This is a genomic window from Alteromonas sp. V450, assembly GCF_001885075.1.
Lineage (GTDB): Bacteria > Pseudomonadota > Gammaproteobacteria > Enterobacterales > Alteromonadaceae > Alteromonas.
Genome location: NZ_MODU01000004.1, coordinates 590,138 through 609,544, shown reverse-complemented (window position 1 = coordinate 609,544; position 19,407 = coordinate 590,138). Strand labels below are relative to the sequence as shown.

Genomic DNA, 19,407 nt, shown 5'->3' with positions numbered 1-19,407 from the left:
ATGGTCGAGTATTTTTTTCGTCAAAAAGTCATAAGCTGGATGGTCGCTATCATTTTGGGTGTGGGCGGCATTGTGACTTTTCTAGGCTTAGGTCAGCTAGAGTTTCCCGAATTCACTATTAGAAACGCACTGGTTATAACCCAATATCCCGGCGCAACGCCTGAACAAGTGGAAGAAGAGGTTACGCTGCAGCTTGAGAAGGCTATTCAGCGTATACCCAATGTAAAACGCGTAAGTTCGGTAAACATGCTGGGACTGTCGCAGATTACGGTTGAGCTTAAGAGCAGCGTTCAGGCTAAAGACCTAGAACAATACTGGGACAACTTGCGACGTAAAGTGGGCGATGCACAAGCATCACTGCCACCTGGCACCAGCACCTCTATTGTGAATGATGACTTTGGTGACGTATTTGGGCTGCTGCTTACTCTTAAAAGTGAAGACTATTCCCTTAAGCAAATGGAAGATTTTGCTGATTTAATGCAGCGAGAAATTCAGCTTGTTGAAGGTGTTAAGAAAGTCTCTATTGCCGGTACGGTAAGCGAACAAATTATCGTGTCTTTAGATCACGATAAAATGAAAACCCTTAATGTGTCTGCTCAATCCATTGCCGGCCTGTTAACTGCGCAAAACGTGGTAGGCAACGCAGGTTCAATTAAAGTTCAGGGCAAACGTTTATCCATTCAGCCTACTGGTGAATTTGATAACTTAGAAGCGTTAGGTCAGGTAGTGATTGGGTCACCGGCTAGCGGCCTTATTCGTTTAACGGATATTGCCACTATTGAGCGCAAACTTAACGATACCCCGTCAATTCTTTACCACAGTTCTGGCATCCCTGCTCTGTCTATTGGCGTGTCGTTCGCGTCGGCGGTCAATGTAGTTGACGTAGGTAAACGGCTTGATAGCAAAATTGCTGAGCTAGAGCAGCGCATGCCACTTGGTATGAGCCTGAATACGGTTTACAACCAGCCTACGGTGGTGGACGATTCTGTTACCGGCTTTTTGATAAACCTTGTTGAAGCCGTGGCTATCGTTATTTTCGTTCTGCTGCTTTTTATGGGCTGGCGAAGTGGCGTGCTAATGGGGCTCATTCTTGTGCTTACCATTCTCGGCACCTTTATTTTGATGTCGGTGAAAGGCATTGAGCTGCAAAAAATCTCTTTGGGTGCGCTCATTATTGCCCTTGGTATGCTAGTCGACAACGCCATCGTGGTCACCGAAGGCATGTTAATTGGCGTGAGAAAAGGGCAAACCAAGCTTCAAGCGGCAAAAGACGTAGTGTCTCAAAATGGTTTACCCCTTCTTGGCGCGACTGTGATTGCCATAACCGCTTTTGCGCCAATTGGTCTGTCGCCAGATGCCACAGGTGAATTCGTCGGCTCGCTGTTTTGGGTACTGTGCTTCTCGCTATTTTTAAGTTGGATCACCGCGCTCACCATAACGCCTTTCTTTTTCGATTTATTATTTAAAACTGAAAAAGAACGCGGCAACAGCGATGAAGACGACGACCCGTACAAAGGCATTATTTTTACCGTATACAAGCGTGTACTTACCGCTGCTATCAATCATCGCTACGTGACAATAGTTCTGGTACTTGTTGCCCTGGTAGGCAGCATGGCGTCAGGTAAGTTTGTAAAAAACGCATTTTTCCCAGATTCATCCACACCGCTGTTTTTTGTAGATTTGTGGCTGCCGGAGGGAAGCGACATCTTAACCACTGAGCAGTCTATTCGCCGCTTAGAAGACAATGTGCTAGGCATGGAGAATATTGCCAACGTCACCAGTGTTATTGGTGGTGGTGCACAGCGCCTCACCCTTACTTATGCGCCAGAAGACAGGTATGCCAGCTATGGCCAACTTATTGTTGAAACCAACACGGTAGAGTCTCGTGATGCTCGTATGCGAGAAATTATTGAGCTGGTGCGGGAAGACTTCCCCAACGTGCAATATAAGGTTAAAGCACTGCAAGTGGGCCCTTCTGCAAAAGCGGCAATTGAAGCACGAATTTACGGGCCAGATCCTGAAGTTTTGCGAGAAATAAGCAGCGACATTGAAGCCATATTCCAAGCTGAGAGAACCATGGACAGTGTGCGGCTATCGTGGAGCAACAAAGTCCCATTTGTTGAGCCCGTGTTTCTAGAGGAACAAGCAAGACGTATCGGCGTAACGCGAGATGCCGTTCACACCGCATTTTTACTGAACAATGAAGGTGAGACTGTGGGCCTTTACCGCGAAGGTAGCGATTTAATACCTATTGTCATGCGCAACGATCCAAACCAGCGCTATGACATAGACAACCTTGCCTCACTCAATGTGTGGAGCCAAGAACAAGGAAAATACGTTAGCATGGCCGACGTTATCAGCAATGTAGATGTATCGCTTGATAACCCAATCATAAAACGCCGCAATCGAGTGCGAATGCTGGCAGTTTACGCAGAGCCCATGCCCTTGTCAGGCGAGACGGCAGCGAGCGTGCAAGCGAAAGTTCGCCCTCTTGTAGAAGAACTTAAACTGCCTGATGGCTATCGCATTGAATGGGGCGGCGAATATGAAACATCAACCGACGCGCAAAGCGCCCTCTTCGCGAGTATGCCTATTGGTATTTTAGGCATGTTTATTATTACCGTGTTGCTGTTTGGCAAGCTTCGCCAAGCGTTAGCCATATGGGGCGTAATACCGCTTACCACTATCGGCATTATCGGCGGCTTAGTACTGGTTGGTGCACCCTTTACTTTCATGGCGCTGCTTGGCAGTTTAAGCCTTATTGGGATGGTGCTTAAAAACGGCATAGTGCTTATGGAAGAGATAAACGTGCAGGCTAAAGGTAATAGTGATGCGTTTAATGCTGTAGTTAGAGCATCGGTATCTCGTGTACGTCCCGTTTCAATGGCCGCCATTACAACCATTTTGGGTATGATACCGCTGTTTTCTGACGCGTTCTTCGCATCAATGGCAGTGGTTATTGTATTTGGTCTGACCGTTGCCACGGTGCTTACACTGCTCATCTTGCCAGTGCTACACTGTACGTTCCACGGTATTAAGTCTGAGTAAAAAGTCTACAACCAAATTGTACAGAAAAAGCTGGCTCCTTTTTTAGGATGCCAGCTTTATTATGTATATGCTAACGCCCACTCACAAACCCTATTGTGGCTTGTGTTTTTGCTGAGAAATAACGTCGTTTGAATACGTGCTAGTATTGCTACTGGTTATTCACACCACAACACTTTTTGTTGATCATTAAGTGCTGACGCAGCTTCTTTATATCTTGCTTCAATTTCAAAGCGCCTAATTTTCATCGTCGGCGTAAGCATATTATTTTCAATAGTCCATGGTTCACTTGCCACAAGAATATGGCTTAGCTTTTGATGGTTTTCCAAGCTTTCATTCATATTTTGAAGAAACCGCTCAAGCTCTCGTTTTATAGCATCTTTATCTAATAATGATGCAGTGTCGCTAAGTACAACTGCAGCGAAAGGTTGAGGCCTGTTGCTTCCCATCACACACGCAAGCTCTATAATGTCGTGATTGCACATCATTGCCTCGATAGGAGAAGGAATGATGTACTTTCCCGTTGTCGTTTTGAATTCGTCTTTTAATCGCCCTACGATTTTAAGAGCGCCCTGCTCATCCCACTCACCTCTATCTTTGGTTTTAAACCAGCCGTCGTCGGTGAAACTTTCAGCGGTTACCTCTGGATTTAAATGGTAACGTTCAAAAACATTGCGCCCCTTCACCTGAATCTCATTATCTTGTGAGAGACGAACCTGAGCATCAGTAAAGGGCTTGCCTATTGTACCTATCATCGACGATTTAAACGGATAGTTAATACATCCTGCCCCCGTTACCTCAGTCATGCCCCAGGCTTCAGAAATGTAGATATCAAGGGCTTCAAACTCCTCAATAATTTCTCTCGCGATTGGCGCGGCAGCCGATACCCAAACTCTTGTTTCTTCGAAACCTAAACTACATTTTACTTTTCGTTTAATACTTTGATTTACAGAAGGGTCGTTCAACAGTGATGACAGTTTTTTCTTGGGTACAGTGTGATAAATTGAAGCAAGGAACTTGGCCCATAGGCGAGGAACTGAGAAAAAAACAGTTGGCTTTGCCGCTTTCAGGTCATCAATGAAGGTTTCAAGTGATTCAGAGAAATAAGTCACTGCACCTGGAGCATAAATCATCATACCTTCGGTAACAACACGCTCGGCAATATGAGCAAGAGGTAGGTAGGAAAAGAGCCTATCGCTTTGATTTACGTTAAGCCACCTTGCAGTATCACCACATGCTGATGCATATGCAGATTGGGTGAGTTCGACGCCTTTAGGTGTGCCAGTTGAGCCTGATGTGTACATGATACTGATAACACTATCAGCTGCCCCTTTAAAGAACTCACCGGTAAACGATTTTTGAGCCATCCAATCTTTCCATGCAATTGGGCCGTCAATTGAATCACAAGGAAGCACTATCTGTGCAAGTGAAGAAGAAAATACCCGCTGACCTACTTGGTGATCGTCAAGTTTTCCAATGAATACAGCCTTGCATTTTGTACGCTCAATAATAAAAGCCAGCGTTTCTTCATTTGCCGTCGGGTAAATGGGGATCGAAACCATACCAGCCAGCATTACCGCCCAGTCAGCAATTATCCATTCGGCGCTGTTTTTGCCATAAATTGCCACAGCATCGCCTTTACCCAGTCCTAAATCATGCAAACCACCTATTAACGATCGCACCGCTTTTTCTACCTCCTCCCAGGTCCATATGCGCTGCCTTGCGCCATCAGGTTGGTAAAATGCCGGCTTCACAGCAAGATGTTTAAAGTTGTGTCTTAGCGCACTTAATGGGAGTACATCATTCATCATTTCGCATCCTTAGGCAGTTAGTTAGGCATGAGGGAACCAAAAACCTACCAGTCGGTAGGCAAAATAGAAATAACTTACCATGTGGTAGGTTGTCAACAGTGATGAAATTATTTGTTAAAAAGTTTAATCACTTAAAAGTGGTAAAATTTTTGGTAGGACTAGGAATTGAGGGTTGTGCAACAAACAAACCGTTGGCGTAAGAGAGAGTATTTTAATAGCCTTCCCTTAGCTTTCATTTGTAGAAACAGGTTGAATATTGGCCCTATCAAGGGTCAATATTCACGTCGAGAAATTGAAGCACTTAACGAAATACCGTGCTAGGGGCGGTTATGCATCAAAAATAATCCCCTTCAACATCTCCATGTGCTGCTGTTCGTGTAGCTTTCGTTCTTCCTGCGTGTAAAGCTTGTCTAGCGTGGGACGGGAAACCACATAGTACTGCGTTGCGCCCAACAAGTGATATACGAAAGCAAGTGGAGCCTTCCCTTTAAAATACCCGTGTTGCTGCCCGTTCGTTACAATAGCCACAACATCATCAAGAAATGGGCGTAGAAACCACTTATGTGCCTGTTCAGCACGTTCGCGATTATCAAGTAACTCACGCATAAGCAAGATAATTACTCTCAACCGTTCTTCATCAGCACATACCATCCTTTTAAATAGTGCGAAGAGTTGATTTTGCGCATTATCTGATTCAGTTTTTATTTCCTCTACCAGATCGACGAGATGATGCGCCGCCTGCGCTATTACGGCTGCATAAAGTTTTTCTTTTGATGGGAAATGGTGCAGCAGGCCTTGTTTGCTAACGCTAACCTCCGCGGCAACATCGTTAATACTTGTGCCATAAAAACCATTTTTTGAAAAAAGAACTGTGGCAGTACTTAATAACTTCTCTTTCGTTTTTAATTTCACTTCATCATTCCAAAGCAAAAAGTGTAGATAGCATATTGACAGCTTACCATCTGGTAGGTATTTTGTAAAAACCTACCAACCGGTAAGTAAATTAGAATACGTATACCGCGTTTGATTTATCAAAACATACGCTTCCCGTTTAGGAGTGACATCATGAACACCGATATCGAAAAATTGTTGATAAAAAGTGCGAAACAAAACGTAGCCAACAAAACCACCTCGTTAGGTGATATTGAGGTTCGTTCAGATACCGACAGGTATACCAGTCAATCTCGATTCAGCGATGAAGTAAAAAAGGTGTTTAATGCGTTACCTACTATTGTGGCTCATGCCTCTGAAGTAGGTGAGCTCGACAGTTATAAGGAAGTTAAGACAACTATGGGCTCGTTGATTGTCAGCCGAGATTCGAACAACCTCGTGCACGTATTTAGAAACGCGTGTCGACATCGAGGTGCGAAATTAGTTGAAGGCTCTGGGTGCAGTAAGCAGTTCGTATGTCCTTACCACGCATGGTCGTATACCACTGATGGCGCTCTTAACAACATTCCTGGTCACCAGCATTGCTTTCCAAATACCAATAAATCAGACAATGGCTTAATCGCACTGCCTAGCATTGAAATGTATGGCTTTATATGGATATGCCCGAGCGTTGGTGAAAATGAAGACATCAAAGCCCATTTAACGGGACACTTGGCAGGTATGAATGCGCACCTTGAGTGGCTTAAAGCAGATGAACTAACGCATTTCAAGCGCTTTACTAAGGTATGGAAGGGTAATTGGAAACTCTTTTCTGAGGGCGGGCTTGAGACTTATCATTTTGCATTTGCCCACAAAGAGACCATTGCGCCGTTTTTTTACAACAATGTTGCGGTAATTGACAAGGTTGATATGCATTACCGGGTAGTTATGCCCACAAAGAACCTCTCGTCAGAAAAAGCACAGGCGACAGATGATTTATCGCTGCACGACTATAGCCACACGCTGTTCATGTTGCTGCCGAATACGGCACTGCTTATACAAAAAGAACACGTAGAATTTATTAACTTTCGCCCACTTAGCGCGGGAGAAACCGAAATTACTATTACGACCTTAATCCCCAAGAGCGCCGATCTTAACGATATTAATCAGCTTCGTCATTGGCAGAAAAACCACGACATCACCAATACCACGCTCAACGAGGATTGGGCTTTGGGTGAGTCTATCCAATCGTCGTTAGAAAGCGGCGCCCTGCCCTACATTCAATACGGTAAGAATGAGTGGGCTTTACACGCCTTTAATGAAGAGCTTGATGCACTCCTTTCAGTGTAACGACTGTTTTGCATAAAAAATTGTCTTTAGTGGCTATAAAACAAAAGGCTCGGTGAGGTAGAAGCTATGTCGCAGTATAGAATATGGGAATGTCAGGCTTGTGGTTGGCTATATGATGAGGAGCAAGGCTGCCCTGAAGAAGGCTTACGTCCAGGTACTAAATGGGAAGACATTCCCGACGATTGGTGTTGTCCTGAATGCGGTATTAGTAAACGCGATTTTCAAATGAGACAAGTGGCTGAAGTGAGCGATGTTGAGCATATAAACACTCAAAAGGCATCGCCCCCACCCTTTAACAGTGAAGGTGCTGCAAGCACTAAACCATTAGTCAGCCAAGGAACTCAGCACAACGACGCAAGCGATGCTCCTATCGTGGTTGTAGGTTCGGGCATGGCGGGCGTTAACTTTGTAAAGTCGTACCGTCAACACGACAAACATACACCCATTGTTGTTATCTGCGCAGATGATGGCGCGGTTTACAGCAAGCCTCAGCTATCTAATGCTTACGCGCAACAAAAAAGTGTCGCTACGCTTACGCAAAGTTCGGCCTCGGATTTTTCACGCCAATACCGCGTTAGACTGTTTACTCATACGTTGGTAGAACATATCGACACGCACGCTAAATGCCTGTTACTTCAAGGTGGCGGAGAGCAACCTTATGACAAGTTAGTTCTAGCTACAGGTTCATCGGCAATGACGCCAGCTATTGAGGGTAATGCAAGTCACAAGATTCGCGTTGTGAATAACCTCACTGATTATGGACAGTTCATTACCGACGCCGCGTATGCTCGCCACATTACGATCATGGGGGCGGGCTTAATTGGCTGTGAATTTGCTGATAACCTGCTGCAGGCAGGTGTTCATGTGAGTATTGTCGACCCTCAACCCAGTGCGCTCTGCGCGCTGCTGCCCAATGAAGCCTCTACTTCACTCACTCATGCATTAGCAGAGGCAGGTGCAGCATTTCACTTTGGCACTACAGTATCGCGTGTTGAAAATAATGGGCAGGGCGTAGAAGTGATGCTTGCTAACGGCAAGCGACTTAAAAGCGACCTTGTGCTGTCAGCAATTGGTGTAAAACCCAATATTGCGCTGGCGTTGCGCGCTGACATTTCGTGTCAGCGCGGCATTTTAACCAACAGTAACTTAGAAACATCGGCGCCAGATGTGTTTGCCGTGGGAGACTGTGCGCAAGTTTCAACACAGCATGACGATGCAGACGCTCATATAGTTGCTGAAATTAAGCCCGAGCGGGTTGGCGTAGTACTGCCCTATGTCGCGCCATTACTGAATCAAGTTAAGTTACTGGCGTCAAACTTAGCCAACGAGAAAATGAACGGGAAGCAACCCGCGCATTTGTCCTACCCCATTATGCCCATTGTTGTAAAAACCAGCTGTCATCCTATAAACATGGTGCTACCCATTCATACTCCTAGCGGTCGCAATCGTTGGGTAATTGAAGAGCAAAGTAATAATGGGGTTAGTGCAAGGCTGCTCGACAATAAGTTCAATACCATTGGCTATGTGTTAACAGGTTGCTTTAATTCACCTGCACGTGCAAAAGCATACTGTCAACTAATTGCAAGTTAGCGCTAAGTAGCTTTTTTGTAATTAATTTTTTAGTCACAACGCTAACTTCCAACAAGAAACTACACTAATAAGTTTACTTTTTTATAGACTTACACACTAAAAGTAAACTACACTGTGCAGTGTACTTTAAATTTAAGGTGAGAGCATGCCCGTTTTTAATCGCACACGCTTTCTTGTTGGAGTTTTATTTATGACATCTTTCTGTGGATCTACAAACACTCATGCTGCAAGCGCGTCACAACCTGACAAATTCACTAACACTCATATAGAATATAAAACGACGTTGAAAGACATATGGAAAGTAACCAAAGCGTACTTTCGCGACAACAGAGATGCCGCAGCGCCAACATTTGACATACCCGTATCGACACTTACCCCTCAAGTGCTTGATGCGATTGCAGAAGATAGCGTGATAAAACTAGGTCATTCTACTACCCTATTGAAGCTTGCCGAGCGTTATATATTGATTGATCCGGTTTTCAGTGAGCGTGCTTCTCCCGTCCAATGGATGGGACCCAAGCGTTTCCACCAAGCGCCCATTTCACTGGAAGATTTGCCCAAATTAGATGCTGTTATTATAAGTCATGACCATTATGATCATTTAGATAAGAACAGTATTGAACTACTAAAAAACAAGGTCGACGTGTTTATCACACCTTTAAAAGTGGGCAATCATTTACGCGACTGGGGGGTGAATGCAAATAAAATTGTTGAGTTAAATTGGTGGCAAAGCACAAAAGTAAGCGGTATTGAAATAGTGGCCACACCGTCTCAGCATTTCTCAGGGCGAGGTTTATTTGATAGAGACGAAACCCTTTGGGCAAGTTGGGTTATCAAATCTGCGAATACCAACATTTTTTATAGCGGCGACTCGGGCTATTTTGACGGATTTAAAGCCATTGGTGAAAAGTACGGCCCGTTTGACTTATCTATGATTGAAACCGGCGCTTACAACGAGTTATGGTCTGACATTCACATGCTGCCTGAAGAGAGCCTGCAAGCACATATTGATGTTCAAGCCAGTGTTATGATGCCTGTACACAACAGCACCTTTGATTTGGCGCTGCATAACTGGAATGAGCCTTTAATAAAAATTACAGATCTTACCAGTGCTAGGGGTATTCCCACCAGCATTCCTGTGTTTGGCGAAATAGTACCGATAAGACGTGCTGCTCAAGCGCCGAATAAAGTATGGTGGCAAGAACCAAAGTAATTCCATATCAACCTACCCCAAGCATTCTCACGCTGCTATTATTAGATAAAAATACTCGCATAACTTCATGTTATGCAGTACATTTATTGACCACACGGATTGTACCGTTTATTCGATGTTGATTTTGCCTAGTTTGGCAGCACATTGAAACGTTGCTATCGATGCACATATCACAATAAAAATGCATCTGCGTGTTAAAAAAATATATAGCAACGGATAGATAGAGAACCAAAGGGAATATAGGTTGAAGGAGTTTACTGCTTAAATGAAACTTTCTAGCCAGATTAATTTAGGCTTATGTTGTCTTGCTGTTGTTGTACTTGGGTTTACAACTTTCCTAGAGTTTAATAGAACAACAACCACAGCCATTCAGCTAATAGAAAACGAGACAGAGCGAAACAAGGCGCTAATTGATTTTGTCTATGCCCAAGCATCGAATGACAATGAGAAAACTAAGCAACGCATTTCAGCGCAACTGCGTTATCTCGCGTCGATTGACACCATCTCTGTAATTAAAATAATTGATGCCGATGAAAACACCGCTTTTGAATTTAAAAAAGAAGGGGAAGATACAACGGCAGTCAATTGGTTTGGTTCTTTAACAGGGCTAGATGACGCAAGTAGCCAAATTGGACTTTCAAATAACAAAGGAACGCTTGTTTTAAAGCCGAGCGTACAGCATGCGTTAACGCTCTTTATACATCAAATAGTTACGAACTTTTTAGTTGTGTTTATATTTGTTGTGTTCGGCGTACTTATCGTCAGGTTTATCTCAAAACGCGCTCACGCAGACATTGATGAAGCAACGAGGAAATTAAACGATATCGTGAACCACAATTTCACGTCCTCGCCAGTAGAGTCCTACACGTCGGATTACAGCTACTTGTTGAGTGCGATAAATAATGTATCGCTTTCGTTGGAAACAAAATTTCAAGAGCTCACCCGCCAGGCAGAACAGTTTAAATTCATAGCCAGTAAAGACGCACTAACAAAGCTTGCCAACAGAAACGCCTTTGATCGCCACATGGCAGCCTTTTTTAACGGGGGCTCTGGCTACGCGGAGAAAGAGCTATTGATTGTACGCTTGGCTAAACTGAATACAATAAACACAAAACTAGGCACACAAGCTGGCGACCATTATGTTGTAGCAGTATCTGAAATTTTAGCGCGCTTTATCAAAGCATCATTTAAAAATGCCCATGTATTTCGAATCTCTGGTGGAGATTTTGCAGTCTCCACCGAGACCATAGAAAAAGGCGAAATGGAAGACAAACTTTCTACACTTAGCAAGCAATTAAATGCAGCCAACCCAATGCGAGATGGCAGTAAAACGGCTTGGATTGGTGTGACGAAATTCACCAACAGTATGGAAATTCAAGAAGTAATGGAAAGCGCAGACAGCGCGCTAATTGCGGCAACGAAACTAGAGCGTGGTTGGCAGTTTTCTTCGGAAATCTCGCAGGTTCACAGTAATGCACGATGGCGTGAACGACTGAACTATATTATATCCCAGCAATATGCTGACATAATCATTCAGCCAGTGATGGATACTGAGCTAAATAAGCCTGATTATTTTGAATCTTTTGGTAGGTTTAAAGATAGGCATACCAATGAGATCATTCCAATGTCTCAGCTTATCCCTGCGTCAGAGAGGCTAGACCTTGTCCCGCAAGTAGACAAACTGATAACAAATATGGTGCTTAAGAAGCTCGGTGTAACCTCACAAAAAGTAGGTATAAATATCACTAACGCCTCAATAGCAAACGATGAATTCAGAAGGTGGCTGGTAGATCAGCTAAAAGAACGAGATGAGATTTGTCCTAGACTTGTGTTTGAAATTGAGGATTCTGCGCTTATTAATTTCCACCAAGAGGCCGTTGCCTTGTGTAAAGACTTAATAAAGTTAGGCTGCAGAATAACGGTAGAGCATTTTGGCGACAATTTTGCTTCATTATCAGGGTTACGGGCAATCCAGCCTCACTTTGTTAAACTTTCTGGCAGACTTACCCAAAGTATTCACACAAACAAAGACAATCAATTGTTTGTAAGTAGCTTAACCAGTATTGCTAGAACCTTAAATATTAAAGTTATTGCTGAAATGGTTGAAAATGAAGCGGAATCGGTTGCGCTCAATACGTTAGATATAACGCACCAGCAGGGATATTATTTCGCAAAACCTACGATGTGGTCAGTATATTAAATTGGCAAAAACAATGCCGTTTAAGAAACGTGTTTAAGCGTTTCAATATACTCTTCTACGCCGGCTGCCGTAAGGGGTTTGGCGTAGAGATACCCCTGACCAAATTCGATATTGAGCTGTTTGCAGTAATTAGACTGTTTAATTGTTTCAACGCCTTCAATGACAATTTTAAGGTTAAGTTTATGACCAACAGTTACAATTGCTTCCATTAGCGCGCTATCGTATTCATTTTCCGTTGCGCCGTCTAAAAAAGACCGGTCAATTTTCAAATGGCTTACAGGGAACTTTTTGAGGTAGCTCAGCGACGAGTAGCCCGTACCAAAGTCATCTATCGATATTTCAACACCCATATTTCTTAGTATTTTAAGCTGTGCTATGAGATGATTGTCAGAATGCATTAAGACGTTTTCAGTAAGCTCTATACCAATATCCGTTGGCGCCAAGTGATACTGTTCGCGGCATTGAGATAAAAATTGGAAATAGTCTGCATGCTCAAATTCTCTTCCTGACACGTTTACGTCAACCCTTAGGTTAATGCCTCTTTCTTTCCATACTTTTGCCTGTGCACAGGCGCTCTCGAACACCCATCTACCAATTTTAATAATTAAGTCAGATTTTTCGGCAATGGGAATAAAAATGTCTGGGGCCACCGCTTTTGCTTTATCGTTAGGTTGCCATCTAAGCAGCGCTTCACACGCAATGACATTTCCAGTTTTAAGATCTAACTGAGGTTGATAGACCAATTTAAATTCGTTTTTGTCCAACGATTCATGCAGGGCTGACGCAATATTACGTTCTTTGTAAAGCTTCTCGCCAAGTGTTGCAGTGAAAAAATGGTATCGATTACGCCCATTTGATTTGGCCTGATACATCGCAGCGTCTGCATGTTTCAAAAGATCCTCAGCTTTTACCCCATTATGAGGAAAAATGCTTACGCCTATACTCGACGTAATTCGCACATTTTCAATACCAAGTTCAAAGCTATTGGAAAAGCACTGATGCATCTGGTTCACCAAACCATAAACTTCATTCTTGTCTTCAATTACATTTGAAACAAAAACAAATTCATCACCACCGAATCGCGTGATAAGGCCTTTTCTACCTATGCTATGTTGAAGACGCTCTGTTACTCGAAGAAGCAATTCGTCTCCCCACGTATGGCCTAATGTGTCATTGATTTCTTTAAACATGTCTAAATCAATGAAAAACAGCGCAAACGAAGACGACGAAGCACTTGCTTTGATTATGTTTTCTTTTAAAAAATGCTGCAAATGACGACGGTTGGGCAAACCTGTTAAAAGGTCTGTAGATGCTATTCGCTCCAATGCTTGACGGGATGCATACTGCTCGCTCAAGTCAATATCAACACAAAACATTTCTGGGTTGTCAGTACCCTCGTTTAACATCACATGTGAAGAAAATACGTGAACATCTGTACCATCTTTTTTACGCAGCACTAACTCTTCGGAAGGTATAGGTTCTCCCTTATCAAGCCAACGCTGATGTAATACCTTTACACCTTCACGCATTGCTTGGGGGATGATAAGGTCTTCTAACTTCTGTCCGAGCGCCTCTTTTTCAGTGTACCCGTAAATGTCGGTACTAGACTTGTTCCAATAGATAACCTGTCGGAACTTATCATATCCCTGAACGGAAACTTTAGGCAGCGCGCTAATCAACTGCAAGAACCGCTGTTCTGCCGCGCCATGCCGCTTAAGTGATGATTTCGCTCGACTATCTTGCAAGTATTTATCCCCACACAATGTTAGGCTTATACTGCGTTTTGCACTGTATTTTATTGTCTAATTATTAAGTGTAGACTAAATACTGACAATACCAATCAAATCAGACCATTCATCATGTGGCTTTTTTAAGGGGGAAATTACCAATATATAGTGGGGTTGATAGCAACTCCACACTGATACCGAGTGCAAAGCCGAGGTATCAGTTCCTATTTACATTAGGTAGTGTTCATTTGTTTACTCTCACTAGCCGAACATGCCCCAACGTATTTTTAAGCGGTGCTCGTACAACGCCTAATTCTAAATGTTGAGCCCACGCGCGTTCAGCCTGTTCGGAGTCTGATGAGCTCGACCAGTACCAATGGTTGGCTGTATCAGGGAACACTTCAGTATTTATTGACGGGTTAAAGCACGCAACCTCTGTAATCGATGATAGCTCTTTGATATTTGGCAAATACCAATCGAAAAAGCCAGCAAAGCTTGATGGTAAAAAACATTAACTACCTAACAGCAACCTACCGGGAAAATATGGAACCGCTTATTAACGCTATGTATTTTGAAGGTGATTGGGTTGGTGAAAGCATTGAGCAATATGTGAAAGCATGGCGACAGTTCTACCGATTTTTGACCTTGCAGGGTATAGAGCATGAAATGCTGATGCCAGAAACCAACGAAATTCCCATTGCGCAAGAACAAGACGACGACTTTCTATCCCATACAAGCTATCGCGGCGATCAATTTGGAGAAGAGGAAGCAGCTGTAGATCAAACCTGGAAAGAACACCAAGACGACTATAAAGACAATATTTTGACCATGGAACAGTTCTGGTTGCTTTATGCAGAATTGTTCAAAGTAGATGCGGTCTACGCTGTAATGGTGTATGTGGAACTTGTGGCATGTCTCCGCGTTACAGCGCTGATAAATTGCTTTCCTCTGGGGCCAAACAAGCTTAACCCAAATTGGTCAAGTTACAGAGAAATGAAGCGCGATAAGCTGAGTAGTCAAAAGCTGCGGTATATAATAGCCAAAGGTGGCAAAACGAAAAGCCTGCTAGTGCCACTTACCATAATGGATGTGTTCTAAAACGTATATGAGAAACCCGAAGATGGCATAACATATTATCGCCGCTTAAAGAAATACCGCGAAGATTATTGTAATACCAAACATGCTGAGAATTCAGGTCGTAGTAAAGAAGAAACACCAACTTGGTTGCTTGAAAATGGAACGCCTGTTTCGGTTAGGGCCTACCAAAAAGTCATGCAGGAATGCGCAGAAAGACTAAATATAAAAGCCCACCCACATATACTTCGACACACTGGTGTGACTCAGGTGTTATATCGATATCTTAAGAATAACGGCCTTCTTACTGGGCTAAATCATACTAACCGCATGTTGATTGCTAACGCCGATTCTATCCTGCAACAACACCTAGGTCATGTCCGAGTAAAAACAACTAAGCGCTATATTAAAACCATAGAACGAATTATTCAGGAATCGCAACTGGACATGTTGTTGAACACGGCTTTATCCACGTCCCTAAGACATCAAGAGATGTCTGGATAATAACCCTCAGCTAGCCAAAGGAATTTCAATCTTGGAAAAAGCCATTAAAGGCGCTGATGTCCGACTTGCCTACCAAGTTGGAGTATCGACGTAGACCCTCATTAACTTCTGTTTTCAGTTTGCCCATATTTCTCGTAGAAACACCGCAAAAATGACAAAAATTCGTCCTTAGCCTCTTTGCTTTCCAGTTTTAAATACTCTCCATCGCACTTCAATCGAAGTGCTTTTTCTGACAAGGATATTGAGTTATTACCCATCCCCCTTCGTATTACCTGTTCTTGATATTCTTCATCAACAGCCAATCGTATTAAAGGATTTTCTATAGCCAATAACCTAGCTCCGACAACCTAATTCTTATTGTATCTATGCCCCAACTGTTCAGTAATTCTTACTCCATCGCAAGTAAAAGATATCGGGTTGAAGGTAAGATTGTTACCGTTGATCTCATAAGGCAGAGAGGAGTCACCAACTTTTATTGTGTTTGAATTAAGTACTTCCCACGTTGCAAACCTATCATCAGTGTTTCGAGGTCCAAAACAAACCCATGACTGTGTAGCCTCATTATATGTCGACGAGCAAGTTGTTGAAGAAATTTCGCCATTGACGTGAAACTCAAATGAGTTGCCTGTTGCATCAACTTGCCATTCCGATTCACATGTGTTGAAACGCGATGAGACAGTCCAAGTTCCCACAAATCTCGGGTCGCCATTAGAGTCAGTCTCTTCACAATCAACATAAAGTTCGTTGTCACCGCTGACAAGCGTTCCTGAAGAGGACCGTTCAGTGCAGGTGTAATTGTCATTATTTACTCCAAGAACCTCAAGGGTGTATGTGTCACCAGAATCGTAGGGACTCTCGAAGGTCGATTGTATTCGTCTGTCAGTATCGGCTGTACCATTAAGAGTAATTCGCCCGTTTATTCGGACTAGCGCGCTAACATCAACTGCACTAGATGATGGAAGGCCAGTGAAGTTTAAGTAGACTAAAGCATCTGAATTGCTATCGCTTCTAAACTGTGCACTAACCGTAACATTGTCTGTGATCGTAATTTCGCATCCTTTATCGGTTAGTCGAGAGCAATTTTGAGAAAACCCTTCAAATTCAAATCCAGTGGCAGCATCGGCTGCCAAAACTACTCTTGTAAATTCACGAAAACTTGCACTACAAGTGTCTCCGCAATCAATTCTATTGCGTAAGGTTTCGTAAACCCTACCTTCACCTGTCTTTGCAATAGATAGTGAGTAGAGTTTCCTGAAAACAGCCTCTACATTTTTTGCTTGATTAATTGTCACATCGCAGGTTCGGACTGCTCCTACGCATGCGCCACGCCATTTTGAAAAACCATAGCCTGACAGAGGTGTAGCAGTAAGTCTTACAATGCTATCAGTTGGAAAATTCGCAGAACATGTGTTTCCGCAATCAATACCTGCTGGAGAACTTTTTATCGTACCTAAACCAGAACCTGATTTAGTCACTGTTAGAGAATAACTAGAATCTCGCTGCTGAAATTTTGCTAGGACCTCTGTCTCTTCTGAAATGCTGACTGTGCAATTTGTATTGTTTCCAGAGCATCCTCCTCCACTCCAGCCATCAAAAACATACCCTTCTTCGGCAACGGCTGTTAGAGTTATAGAAGTCCCTATTACAAATGGTTGACTGCATTGACCAGGACAATTGATGCCGGCTGGCATACTCGTCACTGTTCCTTGCCCCGAAGTAGACACTGATAACCTGAATTCAGGAGTTTCTACAAGCACTGCGATGTCATCACATGTTGTGAATCCACCCGAAAAATCGGCTCCCTTAACACAAAATTTAGATTCAAATTGTGAGTCATAGGTGACCCGTCCACTGTCAATCGGCAAATCACTGACCTGCCATTGAAAATTCCCACGATTACGATCAGCAGACGTCAATACTTTCATCTTCGCAAGACAATTTGGCGTCCCACAAGATGCATTTGGATCGACATAGAACAGAGCGAGTTTGACGTTTTGAGGGATACCAGATTCAGTAAAATCTACACTAATTGTTTCACCTATCTCCCATGGAGCATTGGTAAAACCTGTCACAGAAAATTCGGCTTCGTCGTATGACAATACTTTAATTTCGCTAACAGATTCATCTGATTCTGCATTGATAGATGGTAGTGGATCGGTCACACCCAATCTAAATAGACGTGCATTTACACCAATTTCTGCGTCTTGATTGAAGAAGCCATTGTTAAAATCTCTAAATTGGCCAGTAAAGTACCCTAGTTGGCCAATTTGCACATTTCCATCTAGGTAATCATTCGTTTCTAAATCTCGCGCATGCCATTCAATAAGCCCTGTTGAAGACTTTCCAATTTGAATACGCACATCACTGTTCAAACCAGCTAATTGAGAAGTTTGAAAATCAATAGGATGATGTACGATAGGATCATCAAAACCAAGAAATAGAAAGGAATCATCCTCAAATATGCTTGTTGAACCATAAACTCTAACGTTATCATCGACATTTCTTAGGACAAACTGCACTTGATAACGAATATCAATAGGTTCCACAGTAAATTCATTGTAACTGTCTGCACTTAATTCTATTGCATCCTCATCAGAACGCCTCAATCCAGTATTTATCAGCCGAAGCGTGTCGCCACGGCCAAGTATCAAATCGACGATAGGGTCGTCTTCAACAACGACAACATCTACATCATTATGTATTGATTGCACCAAGGCCCCCGAAGCAGCCCATGACGACATGAGTTCTTTAGGGATAGTTAGACGAAACCCTTGGTTATTGTTCACTGCTTTCAATTTACTTAACTCAGCAAATGATTCAGGTTCGATAAAAAATGTCTGAACATTATCTGCCATAAAAACGACTTCGGCTGACATCCCTTCACCACTTTCGATGAATGAGGAGACAATGATCTCTTCCTGACTTGTAGCACGCGATGTAGTGAAGGTAATGTCACCTCTATCAATCTCAATATTGCTAATACTTTTGACTTCTCCATTCCCATATAACTCTATTTGAGAACTTTCAGAAATAGGCCGCTCTATATTCAGGATTACAGATACGCGTGAAAATTTGTCAGCCAAATCATTGTTAAGAATAGGGGCTATGTACATCGCTATGTAATTTAGATAGGGCTGAAGCGTTAATTCTGAGTGGGTCAAAGGTTCAAATGCCAATATGTCTTGGTAACCGATTGCACCATCATTGTTTATGTCGGGGACAAAAGTAGCACTTAGGGCGTCAAGCGTTTGCTGGTTTTCTTCATATGTATTTGTAGCATAGTTATCTGGTAACCCTGTAAGGATGGTATCGCCGAATACGTTGAAATTAACTCCACCAGATCTAATTTGCTCTTTGCTCACCAGCATCACAAATTCACCATCATTTGATACTGGGCTCATATCAGCTACACCATCGTTATCTGCGTCAATGTCAAAACCACCTGATGCTTTTAGTAGATACCACTTCGGATCATCATTTGAGAACGATAATTGATCTGCTGGGAAAACAAAACTTGCGGCATTTTCGAAGTCGCTTTGAGCTGCAGTTGTCGTGAAACTTGCTAAGACAGTGTTAGTCTCTGGGTCAATAACTTGAATATTCGGCTGCGATAGTCTGTTCGTCAGAATTTGATTTGTTAAAGGCAAGCTACTGTCAAAGGGAAAAAAGTCTTGCGGATCATTAATTCCATCATTATCGTCATCTGGATCCTGACTATCTGCTATCCCATCGTTATCAAAATCTGGTTGATTAGAGGAAGGTGGTGGAACAGGGGTACTCCCACCATCTGATCCGCCTCCCCCACCGCAAGCTGAAATCAATAACGCAAGTAACAAAAATGGTACAAACTTAATTCGTTTATACGGTCTCATAGTCATTCCCTTATAGCGGAGATTATCAAAGTTTGTTTTTCAACTATGCATTTAGCTTGTCATAGAATTTGAAAAAGCGTTTTCGATATTCGGCCAAAAGGGCATTAAGGAATTAACGTATTTTTGTAGCATGAAGATAAAAAACGACGTT

10 protein-coding genes and 1 pseudogene are annotated in these 19,407 nt (G+C 42.9%); 6 read left to right on the top strand and 5 right to left on the bottom strand.

The genetic code is table 11. The features are described from left to right. Positions 1-3,048 carry an efflux RND transporter permease subunit gene (locus BK026_RS02720; RefSeq protein WP_071814433.1) on the top strand — a complete coding sequence of 1,016 codons (3,048 nt, stop codon included), beginning with the start codon at positions 1-3 and terminating at the stop codon, positions 3,046-3,048. A gap of 155 nt (positions 3,049-3,203) precedes the next feature. On the opposite strand, the gene BK026_RS02715 is transcribed toward BK026_RS02720, so the two are convergent. After that, entirely contained in the window at positions 3,204-4,856 is a 1,653-nt protein-coding gene (locus tag BK026_RS02715; RefSeq protein WP_083574986.1) for an AMP-binding protein, read from the bottom strand. A gap of 327 nt (positions 4,857-5,183) precedes the next feature. Then, on the bottom strand, positions 5,184-5,768 hold the full coding sequence (locus tag BK026_RS02710) for a TetR/AcrR family transcriptional regulator (protein ID WP_071814432.1): 585 nt from the start codon (positions 5,766-5,768) through the stop codon (positions 5,184-5,186). A 153-nt stretch (positions 5,769-5,921) separates the two neighbouring features. Here BK026_RS02710 and BK026_RS02705 point away from each other — a divergent pair, with 153 nt between their 5' ends. The 4 genes from BK026_RS02705 to BK026_RS02690 all read left to right on the top strand — a co-directional run bounded on the left by BK026_RS02705 (position 5,922) and on the right by BK026_RS02690 (position 12,079). Then, positions 5,922-7,076, top strand: a complete 1,155-nt coding sequence (locus tag BK026_RS02705) for an aromatic ring-hydroxylating dioxygenase subunit alpha (RefSeq protein WP_071814431.1) — start codon at positions 5,922-5,924, stop codon at positions 7,074-7,076. Positions 7,077-7,142: 66 nt separating this feature from the next. Next, positions 7,143-8,666: an FAD-dependent oxidoreductase gene (locus BK026_RS02700; RefSeq protein WP_071814430.1), complete on the top strand. Its 1,524-nt coding sequence runs from the start codon at positions 7,143-7,145 to the stop codon at positions 8,664-8,666. A gap of 190 nt (positions 8,667-8,856) precedes the next feature. Continuing rightward, complete coding sequence (locus BK026_RS02695) at positions 8,857-9,879, top strand: MBL fold metallo-hydrolase (protein WP_071817456.1); 1,023 nt, start codon at positions 8,857-8,859, stop codon at positions 9,877-9,879. A gap of 265 nt (positions 9,880-10,144) precedes the next feature. Continuing rightward, positions 10,145-12,079: an EAL domain-containing protein gene (locus BK026_RS02690; RefSeq protein ID WP_071814429.1), complete on the top strand. Its 1,935-nt coding sequence runs from the start codon at positions 10,145-10,147 to the stop codon at positions 12,077-12,079. 20 nt (positions 12,080-12,099) lie between these two features. Here BK026_RS02690 and BK026_RS02685 read toward each other — a convergent pair whose 3' ends face one another. After that, positions 12,100-13,824 carry an EAL domain-containing protein gene (locus tag BK026_RS02685; protein ID WP_071814428.1) on the bottom strand — a complete coding sequence of 575 codons (1,725 nt, stop codon included), beginning with the start codon at positions 13,822-13,824 and terminating at the stop codon, positions 12,100-12,102. Between the two features lie 226 nt (positions 13,825-14,050). Beyond that, a pseudogene (locus tag BK026_RS02680) lies at positions 14,051-14,290 on the bottom strand (DUF1566 domain-containing protein); the annotation flags it as partial. A gap of 14 nt (positions 14,291-14,304) precedes the next feature. Here BK026_RS02680 and BK026_RS02675 point away from each other — a divergent pair. Then, on the top strand, positions 14,305-14,904 hold the full coding sequence (locus BK026_RS02675; RefSeq protein WP_071814426.1) for a hypothetical protein: 600 nt from the start codon (positions 14,305-14,307) through the stop codon (positions 14,902-14,904). Between the two features lie 827 nt (positions 14,905-15,731). Here BK026_RS02675 and BK026_RS02660 read toward each other — a convergent pair. After that, entirely contained in the window at positions 15,732-19,256 is a 3,525-nt protein-coding gene (locus BK026_RS02660; RefSeq protein WP_071814423.1) for a hypothetical protein, read from the bottom strand. Between the last annotated feature and the right edge of the window lie 151 nt (positions 19,257-19,407).

Coding starts and splice junctions, on each gene's coding strand:
- BK026_RS02690 (WP_071814429.1), top strand. CDS start 10,145: ATGAAACTTTCTAGCCAGATTAATTTAGGCTTATGTTGTCTTGCTGTT.
- BK026_RS02660 (WP_071814423.1), bottom strand. CDS start 19,256: ATGAGACCGTATAAACGAATTAAGTTTGTACCATTTTTGTTACTTGCG.
- BK026_RS02675 (WP_071814426.1), top strand. CDS start 14,305: ATGGTAAAAAACATTAACTACCTAACAGCAACCTACCGGGAAAATATG.
- BK026_RS02715 (WP_083574986.1), bottom strand. CDS start 4,856: ATGATGAATGATGTACTCCCATTAAGTGCGCTAAGACACAACTTTAAA.
- BK026_RS02700 (WP_071814430.1), top strand. CDS start 7,143: ATGTCGCAGTATAGAATATGGGAATGTCAGGCTTGTGGTTGGCTATAT.
- BK026_RS02705 (WP_071814431.1), top strand. CDS start 5,922: ATGAACACCGATATCGAAAAATTGTTGATAAAAAGTGCGAAACAAAAC.
- BK026_RS02720 (WP_071814433.1), top strand. CDS start 1: ATGGTCGAGTATTTTTTTCGTCAAAAAGTCATAAGCTGGATGGTCGCT.
- BK026_RS02695 (WP_071817456.1), top strand. CDS start 8,857: ATGACATCTTTCTGTGGATCTACAAACACTCATGCTGCAAGCGCGTCA.